This is a genomic window from Marivirga lumbricoides, from assembly GCF_014636295.1.
Classification (GTDB): domain Bacteria; phylum Bacteroidota; class Bacteroidia; order Cytophagales; family Cyclobacteriaceae; genus Marivirga; species Marivirga lumbricoides.
In genome coordinates this window covers 160,916-176,779 of sequence record NZ_BMEC01000013.1, presented here as the reverse complement: position 1 = coordinate 176,779, position 15,864 = coordinate 160,916, and the positions used below count along the sequence as shown (strand labels likewise).

Sequence of the window (15,864 nt, the reverse complement as noted above, 5' to 3'; positions counted from 1 at the left end):
ATTACCCGATAAAAACTTGAAAATAATATGTTAACTAAAAGAATAATTCCTTGTCTGGATATTAAAAACGGACGCACTGTGAAAGGCGTCAATTTTCTTGAATTAAGGGATGCTGGTGACCCTGTAGAATTAGCCAAACTGTATGCTGAACAGGGAGCAGATGAATTGGTATTTCTGGATATAACTGCTACTAATGAGAAACGCAAAACTTTAGCGGAACTGGTGAGCCAGGTAGCTGAAGCGATAAATATTCCTTTTACAGTAGGAGGTGGTATCAGCACAGTGGAGGACGTTTCTGTCTTGCTCAATGCAGGAGCTGACAAAGTCTCCATTAACTCTGCAGCGGTGAGAAATCCGCAAATCATCCGGGAAATGGCTGAAGAATTTGGTTCGCAATGCATTGTAGTAGCTATAGATAGCAGAAATGTGGAGGGTAAAAATATTGTGCATACGCATGGCGGATCAAAACCCACAACTATTGAAACCGAAGATTGGGTAAAGCAAGTGGTAGAATTAGGTGCGGGTGAAATACTGCTCACTTCTATGGACCATGATGGTACCAAATCGGGATTTGCAGATGAATTATTAGCTAAAGTTTCTTCGTTAGTAAATGTGCCTGTTATTGCCTCGGGAGGAGCCGGTAATATGGATCATTTTTTTAATACCTTTACGAACGGAAAATCAGATGCTGCTTTGGCTGCAAGCATTTTTCACTTTAAAGAAATAGGTGTTCCTGAATTGAAAACTTATTTAAAAAGTAAGGGTTTGGAAATCAGGATCTAAGAAAGTTTAGTCCAAGTTTAACAATTGAATTAGAATATTATTATATAATGGAAGTACCCAATTTTTCAAAAGGTGAAAATGGTTTGTTACCTGCTATTGTGCAGGATCATGTAACCGGAAAAGTACTCATGTTAGGCTACATGGATCAGGCAGCGTTAGACAAAACCCATGATACAGGTAAAGTCACCTTTTTTAGCAGAAGTAAAAACAGGTTATGGACGAAGGGCGAGACTTCTGAGAACTATCTGAACCTGATAGATATTAAACTTGATTGCGATCAGGATGCTATACTTATTAAAGCTAAACCTGATGGCCCAACCTGCCATACTGGTGCTGATACTTGTTGGAATGAGAAAAATGAAAGCATAGGATTTATAGCTGAGTTAGAAAAAGTGATTGAAGGAAGGAAGAATGGCGACAGTGAGAAATCTTATGTGAAGAGTTTATTTGATAAAGGAATCAATAAAATTGCTCAGAAGGTGGGAGAGGAAGCAGTTGAAGTAGTTATAGAGGCAAAGGATGATAATGAAGAGTTGTTTTTAAATGAATCAGCAGATTTGTTATTTCATTATTTAATACTTTTGCAGGCAAAGGGATATAAATTGCAGGATGTAGTAAAAATTCTGGAAGGCAGACACCAGTAATACGCTTAATACCCTACTTTTGCTGATTACTTTCGTTTACAATACCATAACTTAAAAGAAGTGAGCTCTACTGAGCGTATTTATGAAAATCCATTTACTTTTTTTAACAGCATTAATATTTTTTGTCTCTTGCGATAGTGATCAGGGAAATGATGACCCTTGTATTGGGAATCAAATTTGTACGACTGAATTAAAGAGCATCACAGTTTCTGTTTTAGATCAAGAGGGGAATCCTGTTGCTTTAGAGGATTACTATACTTTTATTGATTCCAGAACAAGGATTGAACCAGACTCATCTCTGCAACAAATAGATAAAGGAATTTACCCTGTTGCTACTGATAACGATATTGATAAGATCGACTTTGAAGGTACCACTGTTGTCTTTGTGGGGGTGCTGGAAGGGGTAAATATTATTGAAAATACGATGGTAATTAAAAAAGATTGCTGTCACATATCTTTAACTCAAGGTGAAACTGAACTAATACTCAATTTAGAATGAAAAAGTTACTTATATTTTTAAGCTTTATATCAATGGCTGCTACCTGCCAGAAGCAAACTAATACTCAAACTGCTACTAATCCATGTGATCCTGACATCATGTGTACAATGGATTTTAGGGTGATTAACCTTAAAGTAATGGACGAAGATAGTCAGGCCGTAGTATTAGATAGTTTTTATACTTCGTTGAATGGTTCAGAAATAAAGATTGAGGCCAATCTTTTTGAAAATAATGAAGGTGTATATCCGGTGGCCACAGATGGGCAAATGAATCAACTAAGTTTTGAGGGAGATAAAGCTACCTTTATCGGAATAAAGAATGGAAAGAAAGTGGTAAAACATCAGCTAAAAATCGGTAAGGATTGTTGTCACGTGGTGTTAATGGAAGGTGATGAAAAGGTAGTTATCTCTCAATAATTACCTGTTTACCTGAGTTAGATAAATAAAAATGACACCCCCACTAAAGCGGGGAAGGCTATACAGGGTGCTCATGATAAATACTACACTGTTCAATAGCCAAATAATGTTTGTTAAAACCGAGCGGGCTGGTCGACAAAAAGGCGGGGAGTGCGTTGAATTGTAGCGTGGTAGTACGTCAGCTGACGGATCTTGATTTTTTGCATCTTTTTGATCAAGTCATCGCAGTTATTGGAACTGAACTTCAAATGAGATAACAGGACTTTTGCTATATTAGAAAATAGAGCTAAAGCTGATTAGTTTTCTGCTTACTTACATCTGTAAGGCTGTCCCCTAGAGGGGACTACAGGGGTGTTTTGGAGCAACATAGAAATGGCATCAGTTGAGAAAATAGAATCTTGTTATATAGTAGCAAAAAGATAAAGAATAAAATTTTGTTAAAAATAGCTTAAAGTGTAATTAAGACCTCGATTTTTATTGAAATTTCTCTTTTTTGAGGTTTTATACTTAGTTTTAAAGTTTAAGAAACACTTATTAAGGTCAGTATATTTAGTTTTTGAGTTCAATTTCATTTTCCATGAGTAGCCTATACAGTAAAAATAAGACTTACTTTTTTAAAAGTCTGAATTTATACGGTATCTCCTATTATTCCCTTTTCATGAGTAATAAAGTTTCTCCTTTTATCTGTTCTTTAATAATCCCCAACCAGACTATTCCACTGGGTGGTTTTCAAAATAGCTATCAGGTTGGTGTTGATTGTATAATATAGAGGAGAGTTTTTAGGGAAACTATAGCTGTAGTAATCTTTCTTAAATGAGATGTCTGAAATCAGAATATCTTCCTTGTTATCTGACTCTTCAATAGCATATTTTAATATCGGTCTATCATATACTATTACACCTGATTTGTCTTCTGATATTTGCTGAATGGCATCTGATAGGAAATCTACTTTTTTACTTCTGATATTGTACTGGCTTAATAGTTCGTCAGCACTTGAGCCTTTGATAGTGACCACCTTCATTTTTTCCAGATCATTTAGATTCCTTATAGTTCCTTGCAAAGATTGATAAGTGAGGGAAGAAGCAATTCCGGCTGTGAGGCTTGAAATCATAATTATCGCAGCAAACATCCAGACAAAACCTACTATTCTTCCTCCAAGTGTTCTGGGAGACTTATCTCCATAACCTACTGTGGTCATCGTTACCGCACTCCACCAGAAGCCCTGAGCCAGCCCTTTCCACTTTCCTCCAAATTCTTCCTTATTATTTTTCCTCTCAAAAATCCATACCAGAAAACCAAAGAGAAAGATTACTGCAACAAGCAAAAAGAGGGCTTTAAAGAAATTCCAACTTAAAATATTATTGATAAAATACAGGAAATTGGAGTCATTTTTCTTAGCGGCTACAGTTTCAGAGATAAAATATGGTTGGGAAAAATCCATTCTTTCCATCCTCTGAGTGGTTACAGTAATAGGATTTATACTCATATCTACTGACCCACTTTCTACCGCACTAAGTAGTTCTTCCAGCGTTTCAAAAGTTACATATTCATAGTCCAGATCCAGTTTTTCGTTGATCATTTCCCATGATCTTATGCTTAACCCATCATATCCACCATTTTGTTTTGTCACAAAAGGAGGTGTTACTTTGATTCCAATTTTAATAGGTGATTGTATTTGAAGGCTATCCTGTGTGGCAAAAGCTGAATAACCTATAGTGATTAATAGTAGAAATAGTAATGCTTTTTTCATTCTTGTTTTGGTTTAATTCAAAATTAATGATGAATAGCAGACCCAACCACAAGCTTTTATTCATAAAAAACTGCTACCTCATCCAGTTTTTTTCTTTCAATCTTCGGCACAAATGTTTCTGCGGCAGGGAAGCCCACAGGAAGTAGGAGGAAAGGTCTCTCATTTTTTGGTCTCGCTAATAATTCAGTGAGAAAATTCATTGGGCTGGGGGTATGTGTTAATGTAACTAATCCAGCTTTGTGAATTGCTGAAATCAGAAAGCCACAGGCAATTCCCACTGATTCATTAACATAATAATTTGTTTTTTTCTCTCCTTTTTCATCATCATACACTTTTTTAAAAATTATAATAAGGTAAGGTGCTACTTCAAGAAAAGGCTTTTGCCAATCTGTCCCCAGTGGCTCAAGGTCTTTAAGCCATTGTCCACTCATTCTACTTTCATAGCTTTCCTTTTCTTCTTTTTCTGCAGCTTTCCTGATCTTTTTCTTTAGTTCTTTATTAGAAACAACACAAAACGTCCAGGGCTGTTTATGAGCACCGGATGGGGCTGTCGAAGCAGTTTTAATAATGTTTTCGATTACTTCTTTCGGTATATCTTTATCAGAAAACTCTCTTACCGATCTTCTTTTATCCATTTCTGAATAAAACAAACTGCTTTCCTTCAGCAGATCCTGTTGTGGAAGAGGGGTGTGCGTTAGCTTAATATAGGGATATCCGTTAATTACTTTTTCCATTATAGCTTCATTTCTTTAAGTGCTTTCCGGAGATCTTCAGGAGTATCAATTCCTATTGTTTCAATGTCTGTAATGGCCGTTTTGATGCGAAAGCCATTCTCTATCCAGCGTAGTTGCTCTAAAGATTCAGCGATTTCAAGGGGTGAAGGAGGAAGCGTTACTATTTTTGCCAATACATCTACTCTGTAGCCGTAAATTCCTATATGCTTGAAGTGTTGATGGCTTCGCATCCAGTCTTCACTGGGGATATTCCTCATGTGAGGAATAGGAGACCTGGAAAAGTACAGCGCCAATCCTGAATCGGTCTTCAAAGCTTTTACCACATTGGGGTTCTGCAAATCTTCCAGGCTATGAATGCCCTTAATCAGTGTGGCAATTTCTGTTTTTCTGTCGAATATGGAAGAAAGTAATTGTATTTGTTTAGGATCAATAAAGGGTTCATCTCCTTGTATGTTTATTACAAAGTCATAATTACCTCCATCCAGCTTTAATGCTTCATGGCATCTTTCCGTTCCACTTGCATGTTCCGGAGAGGTCATATACACCTGATGCCCAAGGCCCTCAACATGATCATAAATTCGCTGATCGTCTGTAGCTACAATCACCTTCTTAAGAATGCCGGAAGCTTTGCATTGCTCCACTACCCGCTGAATCATCGTTTTTCCGGCAATATCTGCTAAAGGTTTGCCAGGAAACCTGCTGGATCCGTATCTGGCGGGGATAATCCCAATTATATCCATTTGCTTTTAATCAATTTTTTTTACTCTTAAACTTGTTCCGCTTTCATCTATCACAATCACCTGGGTGCCTTGTTCTAAATATTCACCACGGGTATAGGCGTCATATAATTCTCCATCAATTTCTACTTTACCGCTAGGCCGAAGAACAGAATAAACTGTTCCGGTTTTTGACAGAAATCCATCTGCTATAAAACGAGAGGAATAGCCAGACTCTTTACTTTGTACTCCTTGTAAAGCAATTTTCTTGAAGAATTTAGTATTGGTTAATCGAATGCCTCCTATAAACATCAAAATAATGCTTCCGAATAAGCCGGTTAGAGTAGTCATAAGTGCTCTGGTAATGTTTTCAGCTGGCACAAATTCAAAATCGAAGAAATTGTTGTTCAGCATAATAAAAATCAGAGAACCCAAAGTTAAAATTAAGCCGCTAATGCCAAAAACACCAAAACCAGGAATTACGAATACTTCCAGCGCAATCAGTATTAACCCTATAATAAAAGCCAGAATTTCCCAGTTGGCAGCCAGTCCGTTTAAGTAGTAAGGTACTAAATAAAGTACTAGTGCAATTATAGAGGCGATAATAGGGAAACCTACTCCCGGGGTTTGTAATTCAAAATAAATACCTCCTATTATAATTAGAATGAGTATGCCGCTTATGAAAGGATTTATGAAAAATGCGATGATATTTTCTACTGTACTTGTTTCATACCAGTGGATTTTTTCATCAGCAAGCTTGAGGTGTTGCAATAAGGCATCCAGTGTTATAAAACTTCCTTCGCAATAGCCGTATTTAATGGCTTCTGTAGTAGAAAAAGTAATCACTTCTCCTGTATCAGAAATACTATCTACCTCAAGCTTTTCATCTACCATTGCCTCAGCAATTCCAGGGTCTCTTCCTGTTGCCTCAGCGGTAGAACGCATAATTGAACGCATGTAGGACTGGTATTTATCAGGAGCAGCTTCTCCGGTTTGATTAACTACTGTTGCAGCCCCAATACTGCCTCCCGGAGCCATATAAATACTATCACAGGCAATGGAAATCAGGGCACCCGCAGAGGCTGCATTATTGTTGATATAAACATAAATGGGAATTTCTAGATCTAAAATAGCAGAGCGAATTTCGTCAGCATCATATAGTGCCCCGCCATAAGTGTTCATTTCTATAATAATGTGGCTGCTTTTTCTAGCCTTAGCTTCTTCTAAAGCCAAATCGACATAGCGTTTGGTACGCGCATCAATCTGGTCTTTTATTTCCATAATGAAAACACCACCTTCCGGAGCTTCTTCATCAGTTTGCGACTGTGAGTAGCTTTGTAATGCAAGAAACAGGGGAATCAGTAAAAGGAGTAGTTTTTTCATAGATTGTAAATGATGGACAATTTAGCAGATAAAGCTTTAAGCAACAATAGAATTGGTCTAATTGTGAATTTTTTTGCTAAACAGTAAATTTTAGACAGGTTTTGTATAATGGAAATAGTAAAATTTGCGTTGATTGGCTAATGGTAAATTAATAATTCAGATGGGTGAATCTGGTATACCTAAATGGTTGAAATAAGTAAGAAATTGTTGTGCTCTTTTTAATACTTAACTAATGTACATAATTGAGATAAAGGCATGTTTTTTGAAGATTTATAAAAGGATTACTAAATCTTTTCCTATTTGATTTCACTTATAATAAGTAAATACGCATTTTTGTAATGCTATTCCAATTACAGACTTTTGATATGATCCAAAACTTTAAATATTTACTTTTCATTTTCTTTTTAGTAGCTTCTTTACAAGCTGAAGCCAGTCTAGACTCTTTAGGTATAAAAGTAATTGAAGGCCAAAAATTTATTCTACATAAAGTTGATGCCAAAGAAACTTTGTATTCTATCGCGCGCAGATACCATGTTAGTGTGGCAGATATTACTGAAGTAAATGAAGCTGAAAAAGATGGCTTTAAGATTGATCAGATTGGCCGGGTATTAATGATTCCTTATAAGGCAAATGAGTTTAAGAAAGCGCCTGCCGTAACGCCTTCTGAAAAAGGTAGTGGTACTACTGGTAAAAAGCATACTATTGCAGCCGGAGAAACGCTGTATTCCCTCTCTAAAAAATATAATGTGAGTACCGGGCAATTGAAAGAGTGGAATAATATGGAAAGTAATACCCTTTCAATAGGAGAAGAGATCTGGGTGTCCCAGCCTTCTGGTTCCACTTCCGTAGCTAAACAAACAAACGAGGTTCAGCATAGCTCAGATGCAAAAAGCACCGAACATATTGTCGATTTTGGTGAAACTATTTACAGTATTTCCAGGCAGTATGAAGTTTCACAGGAAGATATTATGACGTGGAACAGATTGACTAATACAGAAATTGCAGTAGGGCAAAAATTAATTATCAAAAGCGCTCAACCAGTTGCGAAAAAGAAAGATAATGCTCCTCAATATGCTAATACTGTGCAAACTTTTCATAATGCTAAAAAAGGGGAAAACTATCAGTCAGTAGCTGAAATGTATAATTTGAAGGCTTCCGACCTGAAAAAATGGAATGATTTTAAAGCACCTTTTAAAGGAGGAGAAGTAATTAAAATTGTAGCCCCGGCAGTATCAAACGAAAAAGACAATGTTACTTCAGAAGTAAAGCCAACCAGATCAGTTGAGAATAGTAAAAATATACATGTAGTAGCCTCAGGAGAAACCATTTATAGTCTTTCTGATAAATATGGGGTGGAAATGGAAGACTTAAGAAAGTGGAATGGAATGGATAATTACCAATTAAGTGTGGGGCAAAGATTGTATATTAAAAATCCTGATTCTTTGTCTGCTATGGCGGAATCTAATCAGGATAATGAGAGCGATATGGAAGCCGAGCCTTCCGGGAAAGAAAAGGAAAATACTGACAATAAGCAAAGTACACCAATTACTCCAACTGCTGAAAATCCGCAAAAGCAAGATACTAAGGCTTATTTTACGGTAGAGGAAGATGATATTCCTAAGATTGAAAAGGTGAAGGAAAAAGGAGTTGCAGAGGTAATAGCCGGTTCGGAAGGAACAGAAAAGTACCTTGCCCTGCACAGAACTGCGAAAATAGGAACCATTATGCAGGTTAGGAATGATCTGAATGATCAGATTGTTTTTGTTCGCGTTTTAGGCAAGTTGCCCAATACGGGCGTAGATGATAAAGTGATCATCAGGATTTCTAAAAAAGCTTTTGAAAAGCTGGGAGGTGTGGATTATAAATTCCCTGTAGAAATAAGCTATTTACCGCTTAAAGATTAATGCCTGTTACAGACACACTCAAAGAATTTTTAGATCAGAAATATTTGGAATATAATCAGCCGGGCTTCATTGAAGATGACCCGGTAAGTATTCCTCATTTATTTAGCAAAAAGCAGGATATAGAAATTGCAGGTTTTTGGGCAGCAGTGCTTGCCTGGGGTCAAAGGATCACCATCATTAACAAATGCAAATTGCTGTTTGAAATGATGGATAATGCACCTCATGATTTTATGCTCAACCATTCTGAAAGTGATTTAAAGCCTTTCCTGAATTTTAAGCATCGAACTTTTAATTCCACTGATACACTTTATTTTATCCAATTCTTTAAAGAGTTTTATGCGCAACATGAAAGTCTTGAGGAGGCCTTTCTTTTGCCTGCTTCATCTTCAGATCATTTTATTAGGGAAAGTTTAATCTCATTTCATAATTTGTTTTTTCAGTCAGATTTGGCTCCTGAGAGAACTAGGAAACATATAGCTACTCCTGCAAGAAAATCAGCATGTAAGCGTTTGAATATGTTTCTTCGATGGATGGTAAGGCAGGATGATAAAGGAGTAGATTTCGGAATTTGGACAAATATTCATTCAAGTCAACTCATTTGCCCTTGTGATGTGCATGTGGACAGGGTAGCCAGAAAATTAGGATTGATGCAGAGAAAGCAAACAGACTGGCAAACTGCTGAAGAACTGACAGCTGCTTTAAGAGAAATGGATCCCCATGATCCGGTGAAATATGATTTTGCTTTATTTGGATTGGGCGTGGTGGAAGGATATGCGCGTTAAAGTAAATTCTATTTTGAAGCTATCTTTTATGCTCTCAACACGTTATCAGTATTTTGCACAGTGAACTTCATTAAAAACATATTCAAATCCATTAAAAAGGAATCTTCGGGAATACCTTTCTTTCGTGCTACCAGCCTTGAAATTAAAAAACTACTTTGCGGAATTGGGGAATCTGAAATTCGTAATGACAAATTAATTATTACTGATTACCCTTTTGAACCCTCGGTTGTCTATCCTCAAAGGATAATATCAGCCAAAGAAATTGATGCCATTAATGTAGATTTTGGTGTTTGTAAAATTTACGTAGAAGGAGATATTGTATTTGTATCCGCAGAAAAGAAAGGGGAGTTAAAAACATTTGCTGAGCGCAATAAAATAGAGCTGGTGCCACATAGCTGGAACTGGGACTGGATATTAGAGCCTTATTTGGACACGGAATTTGATAATGAGCACTTTGAGCAACTTCTTCTAAGACTTCAGGAAAATGGAATAGAAAAAGCTGAAGTGAATGAGCTACGCAATGAAGTCGGGAAGCAGATGTACAAATACAATTTTGATACCATATTGTGGGAGTGGACTAGTTTGGGTTTGTATGATGTGCTATCTGCTATGCGAGAGAAATACAATAAAGAAAAATTCAAGGACTTTTATAAAAGAGCGGTAGAAATAGAGAGGAGAGGGGTTAAATGAGAATTATATCACTATGAATGAAAAATTACAAAAGGATTTAACAAATTTTGAAAGCTTGCTGGAAGCTGTAAAATTGCAAGGGCTGGATTTTCTAGCCACTCTTTCAGCGAGAAATACCTCAACGAAAGCATTGCATCAAGAACCTGAAACATTGAAAATAGCAGGTCTCGGTGCGTTTGAAACATTAAAACTATTTAATGAAAAATTCGAAGAGCTAATTATTGCTTCAACAGGTCCAAGATATTGGGGATTTGTAACAGGTGGTTCCACCCCTGCAGCAATTATGGGTGACTGGTTGAGTACTATTTATGATCAAAATACTCAGTCCGTGAAGGGCCAGGGTGATATTTCGGCTGCAATTGAAATTGAGACAATAAAATTACTTTTGAACCTATTCGAACTTCCAGGGGATTATATTGGAGGTTTTGTAACTGGGGCTACTATGTCAAACTTTACTTCTCTTGCTGTAGCCAGGCAATGGATTGGTAAACAAACAGGAAAAGATTTTGCTAAGGACGGAGTGAGCGAAAAGATAAATATTCTTTCAGCTCTACCTCATTCTTCCATTATCAAATCGTTGGCAATGTTGGGGTTAGGGAGCAATAATTTTAGAAGAGTAAAAGTAGAAGAGGGTAACAGGGAAAGCATAGATATCAATGATCTGGAGACGAAGATCAAAGAGCTCCATGGTCAGCCGTTTATTCTCATCACGAGTGCGGGAACAGTAAATACTGTTGATTTTGACGATATGCAAGCTGTGTCAAACCTGAAAGAAAAGTACAATTTTTGGTGGCACATAGATGCTGCTTTCGGAGCCTTTGCTAAATGTTCTCCTAAACACAAATATCTACTAAATGGCTGGGAACAAGCTGATAGTATTACAGTTGATTGTCATAAATGGTTAAATGTACCATATGAGAGCGCTGTTTTTTTTATAAGGGAGAAGTATAAAGTACTGCAGGTAGAAACATTCCAGAATTCCAATGCCCCCTATTTGGGGAATCCTATGGAGAATTTTAACTATCTCAATTTTTTGCCGGAAAATTCGAGACGATTAAAAGCATTGCCGGTCTGGTTTGCATTGATAGCTTATGGTCGAGAGGGTATTCAGGATATCGTTGAAAATTCAATTGAAATGGCTAATCATTTGGGAAAGTTTGTTGAAAGTAGTGAAGCTTTTGAACTGTTGGCACCTGTTCGCCTCAATAATGTGTGTTTTACTTTAGGTGGGGAAGAAAATCAAAGCAAAGTAGTAGTTTTTCTAAAGAATTTGAATGATACAGGTAAGGTATTTATGATACCTACTGTATATAATGGCAAAAATGGAATTAGAGCATCGTTCGTTAATTGGAGAACAACAAAACAAGATATTGAAATTGTGACCTCTGAAATGGTGAATCAGATCTCTCGGATTAAAGAAAATGCTTAAAAGGATTGCTAGTTCTCTCATTACAACTTTAGGTTTTAGAATTGTGTCTTTGAGTAAAAATAAGATGTACTATGAAAAAAATTCCTTATGTATTTTGGATTGTTTTTGCACTTTCAGCATGCAAAAATGAAGAAGAAGAGAGCCTATCAGACTTTGAGGAAACATACTATGAGTATACATATCCTGATTGCAATTCTTCTACCAATCCTGAAGAATCATGTGTGGCCTGGATTATGTTTAAAAAGGACAATAAGGCCGATCTGCTATTAGGTGGAGATATTATTTATCAAGTACAATACCAGGGTCAAGATGACTTTATTGCTATTATTTTTGAAAATGAAGCAATGAATGAAGATGCTGAAGGTTTTAAAATTATCGATAACTCCACTTTAAGAAGAATTATGTATGATGAGATTTGGCTAAAAAAGTAGTTTTCTGAGCTATTGATTGTGGTACTGGAGTGAATTTGAATTGCTTTTATTAATAATTTAAATATCTCTGTTAAGCTTCTGTTCCTGATTAAAGTGCTGGCATACAATTAAGATTAAAACCCTTTCGGATTGTAAAAACTTTATTTTTATACATACTTTTGGCACCTGATGCGGCTGTACCACTCTCTTTTATTATAGGTTTCAGTGCAAGCCCTCACTGTTCTTTTTAAGAACATTATTATGCTTAAAATAAAACTACTTTCACTTTTATATCACATAAAATATAAGCTTTCAGCAATGAAGCTGGGGCTTGGTAAAAAGCTTGGACTTATTCATTCAGTCATGATTATGCCTTACCAGGGCTTTGGAAATGATAAAGAGGTGTTCTTTCTGGGGAGAGTACTACGAGACAGAGGAATAGGAATTTCAAAATTGGAAGATAGCAGATGGCTTAATTTCAAGAAAATGTATAAGCGCTTTATGACCTGGGAAATCCCCAACGCGGAGGTGCAGGCATCTTTTAACGGGGTTACGCAGGTGGCTACAACCGATGAAGAAGGATACTTTGAGTTTAAGATAAGGTTTCAGGAAGCAATCGGAAAGCAAAACCCATGGCAGCAAATTCGCCTGGAACTAGTAAGTAAGGTGCTCAAAAATCAAGGGGAGGTGGTAGTTTGCAACGAGGTATTTGTTCCTTCAGAGTACGTGGAGTTCGGGGTGATATCAGATATAGATGACACTATTGTGCCTACGGGAGCCACGCGGCTATGGGAAATGATAAAAACTACTTTTTTAGGCAATGCCCAGACTAGAGTGCCTTTCCCCGGAGTATCCGCTTTTTATCAGGCGCTTTCCAAAGGTTTAGTGGGAAGGGAAAACAATCCTTTTTTTTATGTTTCCAGTTCGCCCTGGAATTTATATGATTTTTTGCAAGAACTAATGGAAGTTCATCATCTCCCTAAAGGCCCATTAATGTTAAGAGATATAGGGTTAACCCGTGAGCATTTTATTTCAGGAAGTCACTTTGAGCATAAACTGGTTCAGATTGAGAGAATTTTTAGTATGATTCATGATATTCCCTTTATTTTAATTGGTGATTCCGGGCAGCATGATGCGGAAATTTATTTGCAGATAATCAGAGATTTTCCTGGCAGGGTAAAAATGATTTATATCCGTGATGTAGCTCCTGCCAAACATCAAAAGGTGTTAAAAACTGCAGAAGAGATAGCCAAGCTGGGAGTTGAATTGATGCTGGTTACCAATACCATGGAAGCTGCGCACCATGCTGCTTCCAAAGGATGGATCCTGCAAGAAGATATCACCGATGTGGCGTTGAAAAAGCAGCAGGATGAATGAAAGTTATTTTAGGGAGTTCATGATAAATACTGCACGGTCTAGTCCTGAAAGTGAACGACAAATTAAAGAGCAGTCTTGATTTTTGTTATGGAAGATGGACAAAATGAAAGAATCTCCAAGACCTTTCAGCACCTGAAACTTCCTCAAATTGAAGTGTTACACATAGAAGATGAGTATTTAGATGCTGGATTAAAAGTCATTCTTAAGGATAAAATTAACTAAATATGGAGCTGATTTTTGATATTTAAGAGAAATATAAAGGCTCAATGTTTGGTGAAAAAAATTCTTCCTCCTAACCAGCAAACCCTTTCATCATTTCAGGGTTGATAATTGCAGCTATGAAACCTATTAGCATGGCTAAAATCATTAAAAGGACTAACCCTAAAACCAAGGAGATAATTGCTTTAATGAAGTTCCATAACTTATTACCTTTATAAAAAGCAGTAATAATTATCACTAAATAAAAGTAAGTGATAAATGACATTACAAAAAAGGAAGTGCTATCACCTGTTATTTTATAAACAAACATGAAAACAATGGATGCCCATAGCGGATGTGCCTGTCCATAGAAGTTGATTACCGAGGTTTCGAGAAAATTATATCCTTTATTTTTAAAAATAATCCAAACACCGAGAATAAAAAATGGCATCATAAGAAAAGCCGTCAGCCTAAAATTATCACCAATGTATTGATTAAGTTGCATTTGCATTGCGCGTTGAGACTCATCTTCATTAATAGAAGAATGAACGTACCCCATCATTTCTGCCATGTCAATATCTAATATGGACATCACTAATATGTAAATGGTTAACATCACAAAGTAATAACCCACCGGACCTACATACTTCACTCTGTTACCCTCAATAATAGAATTTATTACTGCCTGAGGTCTGATTGTTAAATCTTTCACTGTTCGCAGGTAATTATTATCAAAGCCAAAAATCCTTTTCTGTAATTCCCCAAATATAGAATACCAGGTGAGTCTTGAAACACCTTGTTTTTGGCCACAATGATGGCAGAATTTACCTACTGTGCTTTTTTCGCAGTTAATGCAAAGAGTGCTATTTTCCATTACGATTAAAATATGGGGATAAATATATGGAAAATATAATGGAATAATCTCTTAATGATAAAATAGAAAATAATTGATTTTAAATTTAAAATGATATGAAAAGTCACGTCAAATCACATAAGAAATAATAAAAATTTGATCCATATTTTATTATTCTTAGGTTTATTATGATTTAATTAAAATAGTATTTTTATGAAAAATTTTAATTTATTTGTGTTGTTTGTTTTTTCCTGTCTTACATTTCTCACAAGTTGTGATAAGGATGATGACCCAGGCAGTGACATGGAAGATGAAGAAAAACCTGGTATGGAGATAAGTGATCAGCAGTTTACAGTTGCAGAGGATGCCACGGATGGAGAAGTTATTGGAGAAATAACAGTGTCAAATGTAGATTTAGCAAATGTTGCTTTCACCTTTATCTCAGGAAATGAAGAAAATTTATTTACTCTTTCTTCAGCTGGGGAACTCTCGGTAGCTTCAGTATTTCCATTTGATTTTGAAGATAAGGATACCTATTCATTACGGATTAGCGCATCAGACGCTATTGTTACACAAGAAGCTACAATTACTATTGATGTAAAAGATATTGATGAGGAGGGAATCATTATCCTTAAAGGCAAAGGTGTTTACGCACTTTCTGATGAAGGAATAATATTTGATGATGGTCAGGATGATACTATTGAGTCTCACTATGCATATAGTTTTAATATGGGTATAGGAGATATAATAGAGGATGAATATGGCTACAGTTTCCAAAATGTTGAATTGCTTCTACTCGCTGAATTATTTTCTCCGGGAACTGAAAGCTTCGAATTTGGTACTTTTGAATATGTTAATAAGTCTACCAGTACTTTAGAAGATATTGCAGGTAAGAAATTCTTTTATGAATCAGCTATTGCTTTTGATGGAAATAATAATGGGACAGTTTTCGAGACTGAGGAAGATATCGAAAGTGATGTGCTTTATTTTACACAGGATGGCACGATAGAGGTACAAGATAACGGAGATAACAATTATACTTTTGTTTACGATCTTATAATGGCTGAAATAGTTTTTGACCCTGAAGAAGAGGATTTGAGTAAAGCTGAAATAATACCTAACACAGAGAAAAGAATGAGGTTTTCCTACACTGGAACTTTTATATTTGACGATGATGATGCTGAGCCAGCGGAAGGCTAATAGTAGATAATGAGAGTTTTAAACTCATATGTTATTTCTAAATTTTCATTCATTCTTCGTAACAAATGAAAAATTGCATCATAGCGCAATTTACTA

At 36.2% G+C, this 15,864-nt stretch carries 16 protein-coding genes; 11 read left to right on the top strand and 5 right to left on the bottom strand.

Translation table 11 applies throughout. From position 1 onward, the window contains the following. Window positions 1-27 precede the first annotated feature (27 nt). The 4 genes from hisF (at window position 28) to IEV85_RS19235 (ending at window position 2,342) form a co-directional block, all read left to right on the top strand. Window positions 28-783 carry an imidazole glycerol phosphate synthase subunit HisF gene (gene hisF / locus IEV85_RS19250; RefSeq protein ID WP_188466555.1) on the top strand — a complete coding sequence of 252 codons (756 nt, stop codon included), beginning with the start codon at window positions 28-30 and terminating at the stop codon, window positions 781-783. Between the two features lie 47 nt (window positions 784-830). After that, window positions 831-1,427: a bifunctional phosphoribosyl-AMP cyclohydrolase/phosphoribosyl-ATP diphosphatase HisIE gene (gene hisIE / locus IEV85_RS19245; RefSeq protein WP_188466553.1), complete on the top strand. Its 597-nt coding sequence runs from the start codon at window positions 831-833 to the stop codon at window positions 1,425-1,427. Between the two features lie 82 nt (window positions 1,428-1,509). Further along, on the top strand, window positions 1,510-1,926 hold the full coding sequence (locus IEV85_RS19240; RefSeq protein ID WP_188466551.1) for a hypothetical protein: 417 nt from the start codon (window positions 1,510-1,512) through the stop codon (window positions 1,924-1,926). After that, entirely contained in the window at window positions 1,923-2,342 is a 420-nt protein-coding gene (locus IEV85_RS19235) for a hypothetical protein (RefSeq protein WP_188466549.1), read from the top strand. The genes IEV85_RS19240 and IEV85_RS19235 overlap by 4 nt, the downstream gene beginning before the upstream one ends. Before the next feature lie 691 nt (window positions 2,343-3,033). Here IEV85_RS19235 and IEV85_RS19230 read toward each other — a convergent pair. The 4 genes from IEV85_RS19230 to IEV85_RS19215 are packed head-to-tail and all read right to left on the bottom strand — an operon-like array spanning window position 3,034 to window position 6,925. Beyond that, window positions 3,034-4,092, bottom strand: a complete 1,059-nt coding sequence (locus tag IEV85_RS19230) for a transporter substrate-binding domain-containing protein (RefSeq protein ID WP_188466547.1) — start codon at window positions 4,090-4,092, stop codon at window positions 3,034-3,036. A 56-nt stretch (window positions 4,093-4,148) separates the two neighbouring features. Next, entirely contained in the window at window positions 4,149-4,826 is a 678-nt protein-coding gene (locus IEV85_RS19225) for a nitroreductase family protein (protein ID WP_188466546.1), read from the bottom strand. After that, the gene (gene kdsB, locus IEV85_RS19220) at window positions 4,826-5,566 is read right to left on the bottom strand and encodes a 3-deoxy-manno-octulosonate cytidylyltransferase (protein ID WP_188466544.1); all 741 of its coding nucleotides are present in this window, start codon (window positions 5,564-5,566) and stop codon (window positions 4,826-4,828) included. The genes IEV85_RS19225 and kdsB overlap by 1 nt, the downstream gene beginning before the upstream one ends. A 6-nt stretch (window positions 5,567-5,572) precedes the next feature. Beyond that, complete coding sequence (locus IEV85_RS19215) at window positions 5,573-6,925, bottom strand: NfeD family protein (RefSeq protein WP_188466542.1); 1,353 nt, start codon at window positions 6,923-6,925, stop codon at window positions 5,573-5,575. 338 nt (window positions 6,926-7,263) lie between these two features. Here IEV85_RS19215 and IEV85_RS19210 point away from each other — a divergent pair, with 338 nt between their 5' ends. The 6 genes from IEV85_RS19210 to IEV85_RS19185 all read left to right on the top strand — a co-directional run bounded on the left by IEV85_RS19210 (window position 7,264) and on the right by IEV85_RS19185 (window position 13,517). After that, the gene (locus IEV85_RS19210) at window positions 7,264-8,829 is read left to right on the top strand and encodes a LysM peptidoglycan-binding domain-containing protein (protein ID WP_188466540.1); all 1,566 of its coding nucleotides are present in this window, start codon (window positions 7,264-7,266) and stop codon (window positions 8,827-8,829) included. Then, window positions 8,829-9,611, top strand: a complete 783-nt coding sequence (locus tag IEV85_RS19205) for a TIGR02757 family protein (protein WP_188466538.1) — start codon at window positions 8,829-8,831, stop codon at window positions 9,609-9,611. Before IEV85_RS19210 ends, IEV85_RS19205 begins: the two co-directional genes overlap by 1 nt. 60 nt (window positions 9,612-9,671) lie before the next feature. Continuing rightward, a complete protein-coding gene (locus IEV85_RS19200; RefSeq protein ID WP_188466536.1) occupies window positions 9,672-10,301 on the top strand; it encodes a hypothetical protein in 630 nt (209 codons plus the stop codon). 13 nt (window positions 10,302-10,314) lie between these two features. Continuing rightward, on the top strand, window positions 10,315-11,730 hold the full coding sequence (locus IEV85_RS19195) for a pyridoxal phosphate-dependent decarboxylase family protein (protein ID WP_188466534.1): 1,416 nt from the start codon (window positions 10,315-10,317) through the stop codon (window positions 11,728-11,730). A gap of 71 nt (window positions 11,731-11,801) precedes the next feature. Then, entirely contained in the window at window positions 11,802-12,161 is a 360-nt protein-coding gene (locus IEV85_RS19190) for a hypothetical protein (protein WP_188466531.1), read from the top strand. 240 nt (window positions 12,162-12,401) lie between these two features. Next, the gene (locus IEV85_RS19185) at window positions 12,402-13,517 is read left to right on the top strand and encodes a phosphatase domain-containing protein (protein ID WP_188466529.1); all 1,116 of its coding nucleotides are present in this window, start codon (window positions 12,402-12,404) and stop codon (window positions 13,515-13,517) included. Between the two features lie 292 nt (window positions 13,518-13,809). Here IEV85_RS19185 and IEV85_RS19180 read toward each other — a convergent pair whose 3' ends face one another. Then, a complete protein-coding gene (locus IEV85_RS19180) occupies window positions 13,810-14,589 on the bottom strand; it encodes a DUF3667 domain-containing protein (protein WP_188466527.1) in 780 nt (259 codons plus the stop codon). A gap of 192 nt (window positions 14,590-14,781) precedes the next feature. On the opposite strand from IEV85_RS19180, the gene IEV85_RS19175 reads away from it, so the two are divergent. After that, window positions 14,782-15,768: a cadherin repeat domain-containing protein gene (locus IEV85_RS19175; protein ID WP_188466525.1), complete on the top strand. Its 987-nt coding sequence runs from the start codon at window positions 14,782-14,784 to the stop codon at window positions 15,766-15,768. The last annotated feature ends 96 nt before the right edge of the window (window positions 15,769-15,864 follow it).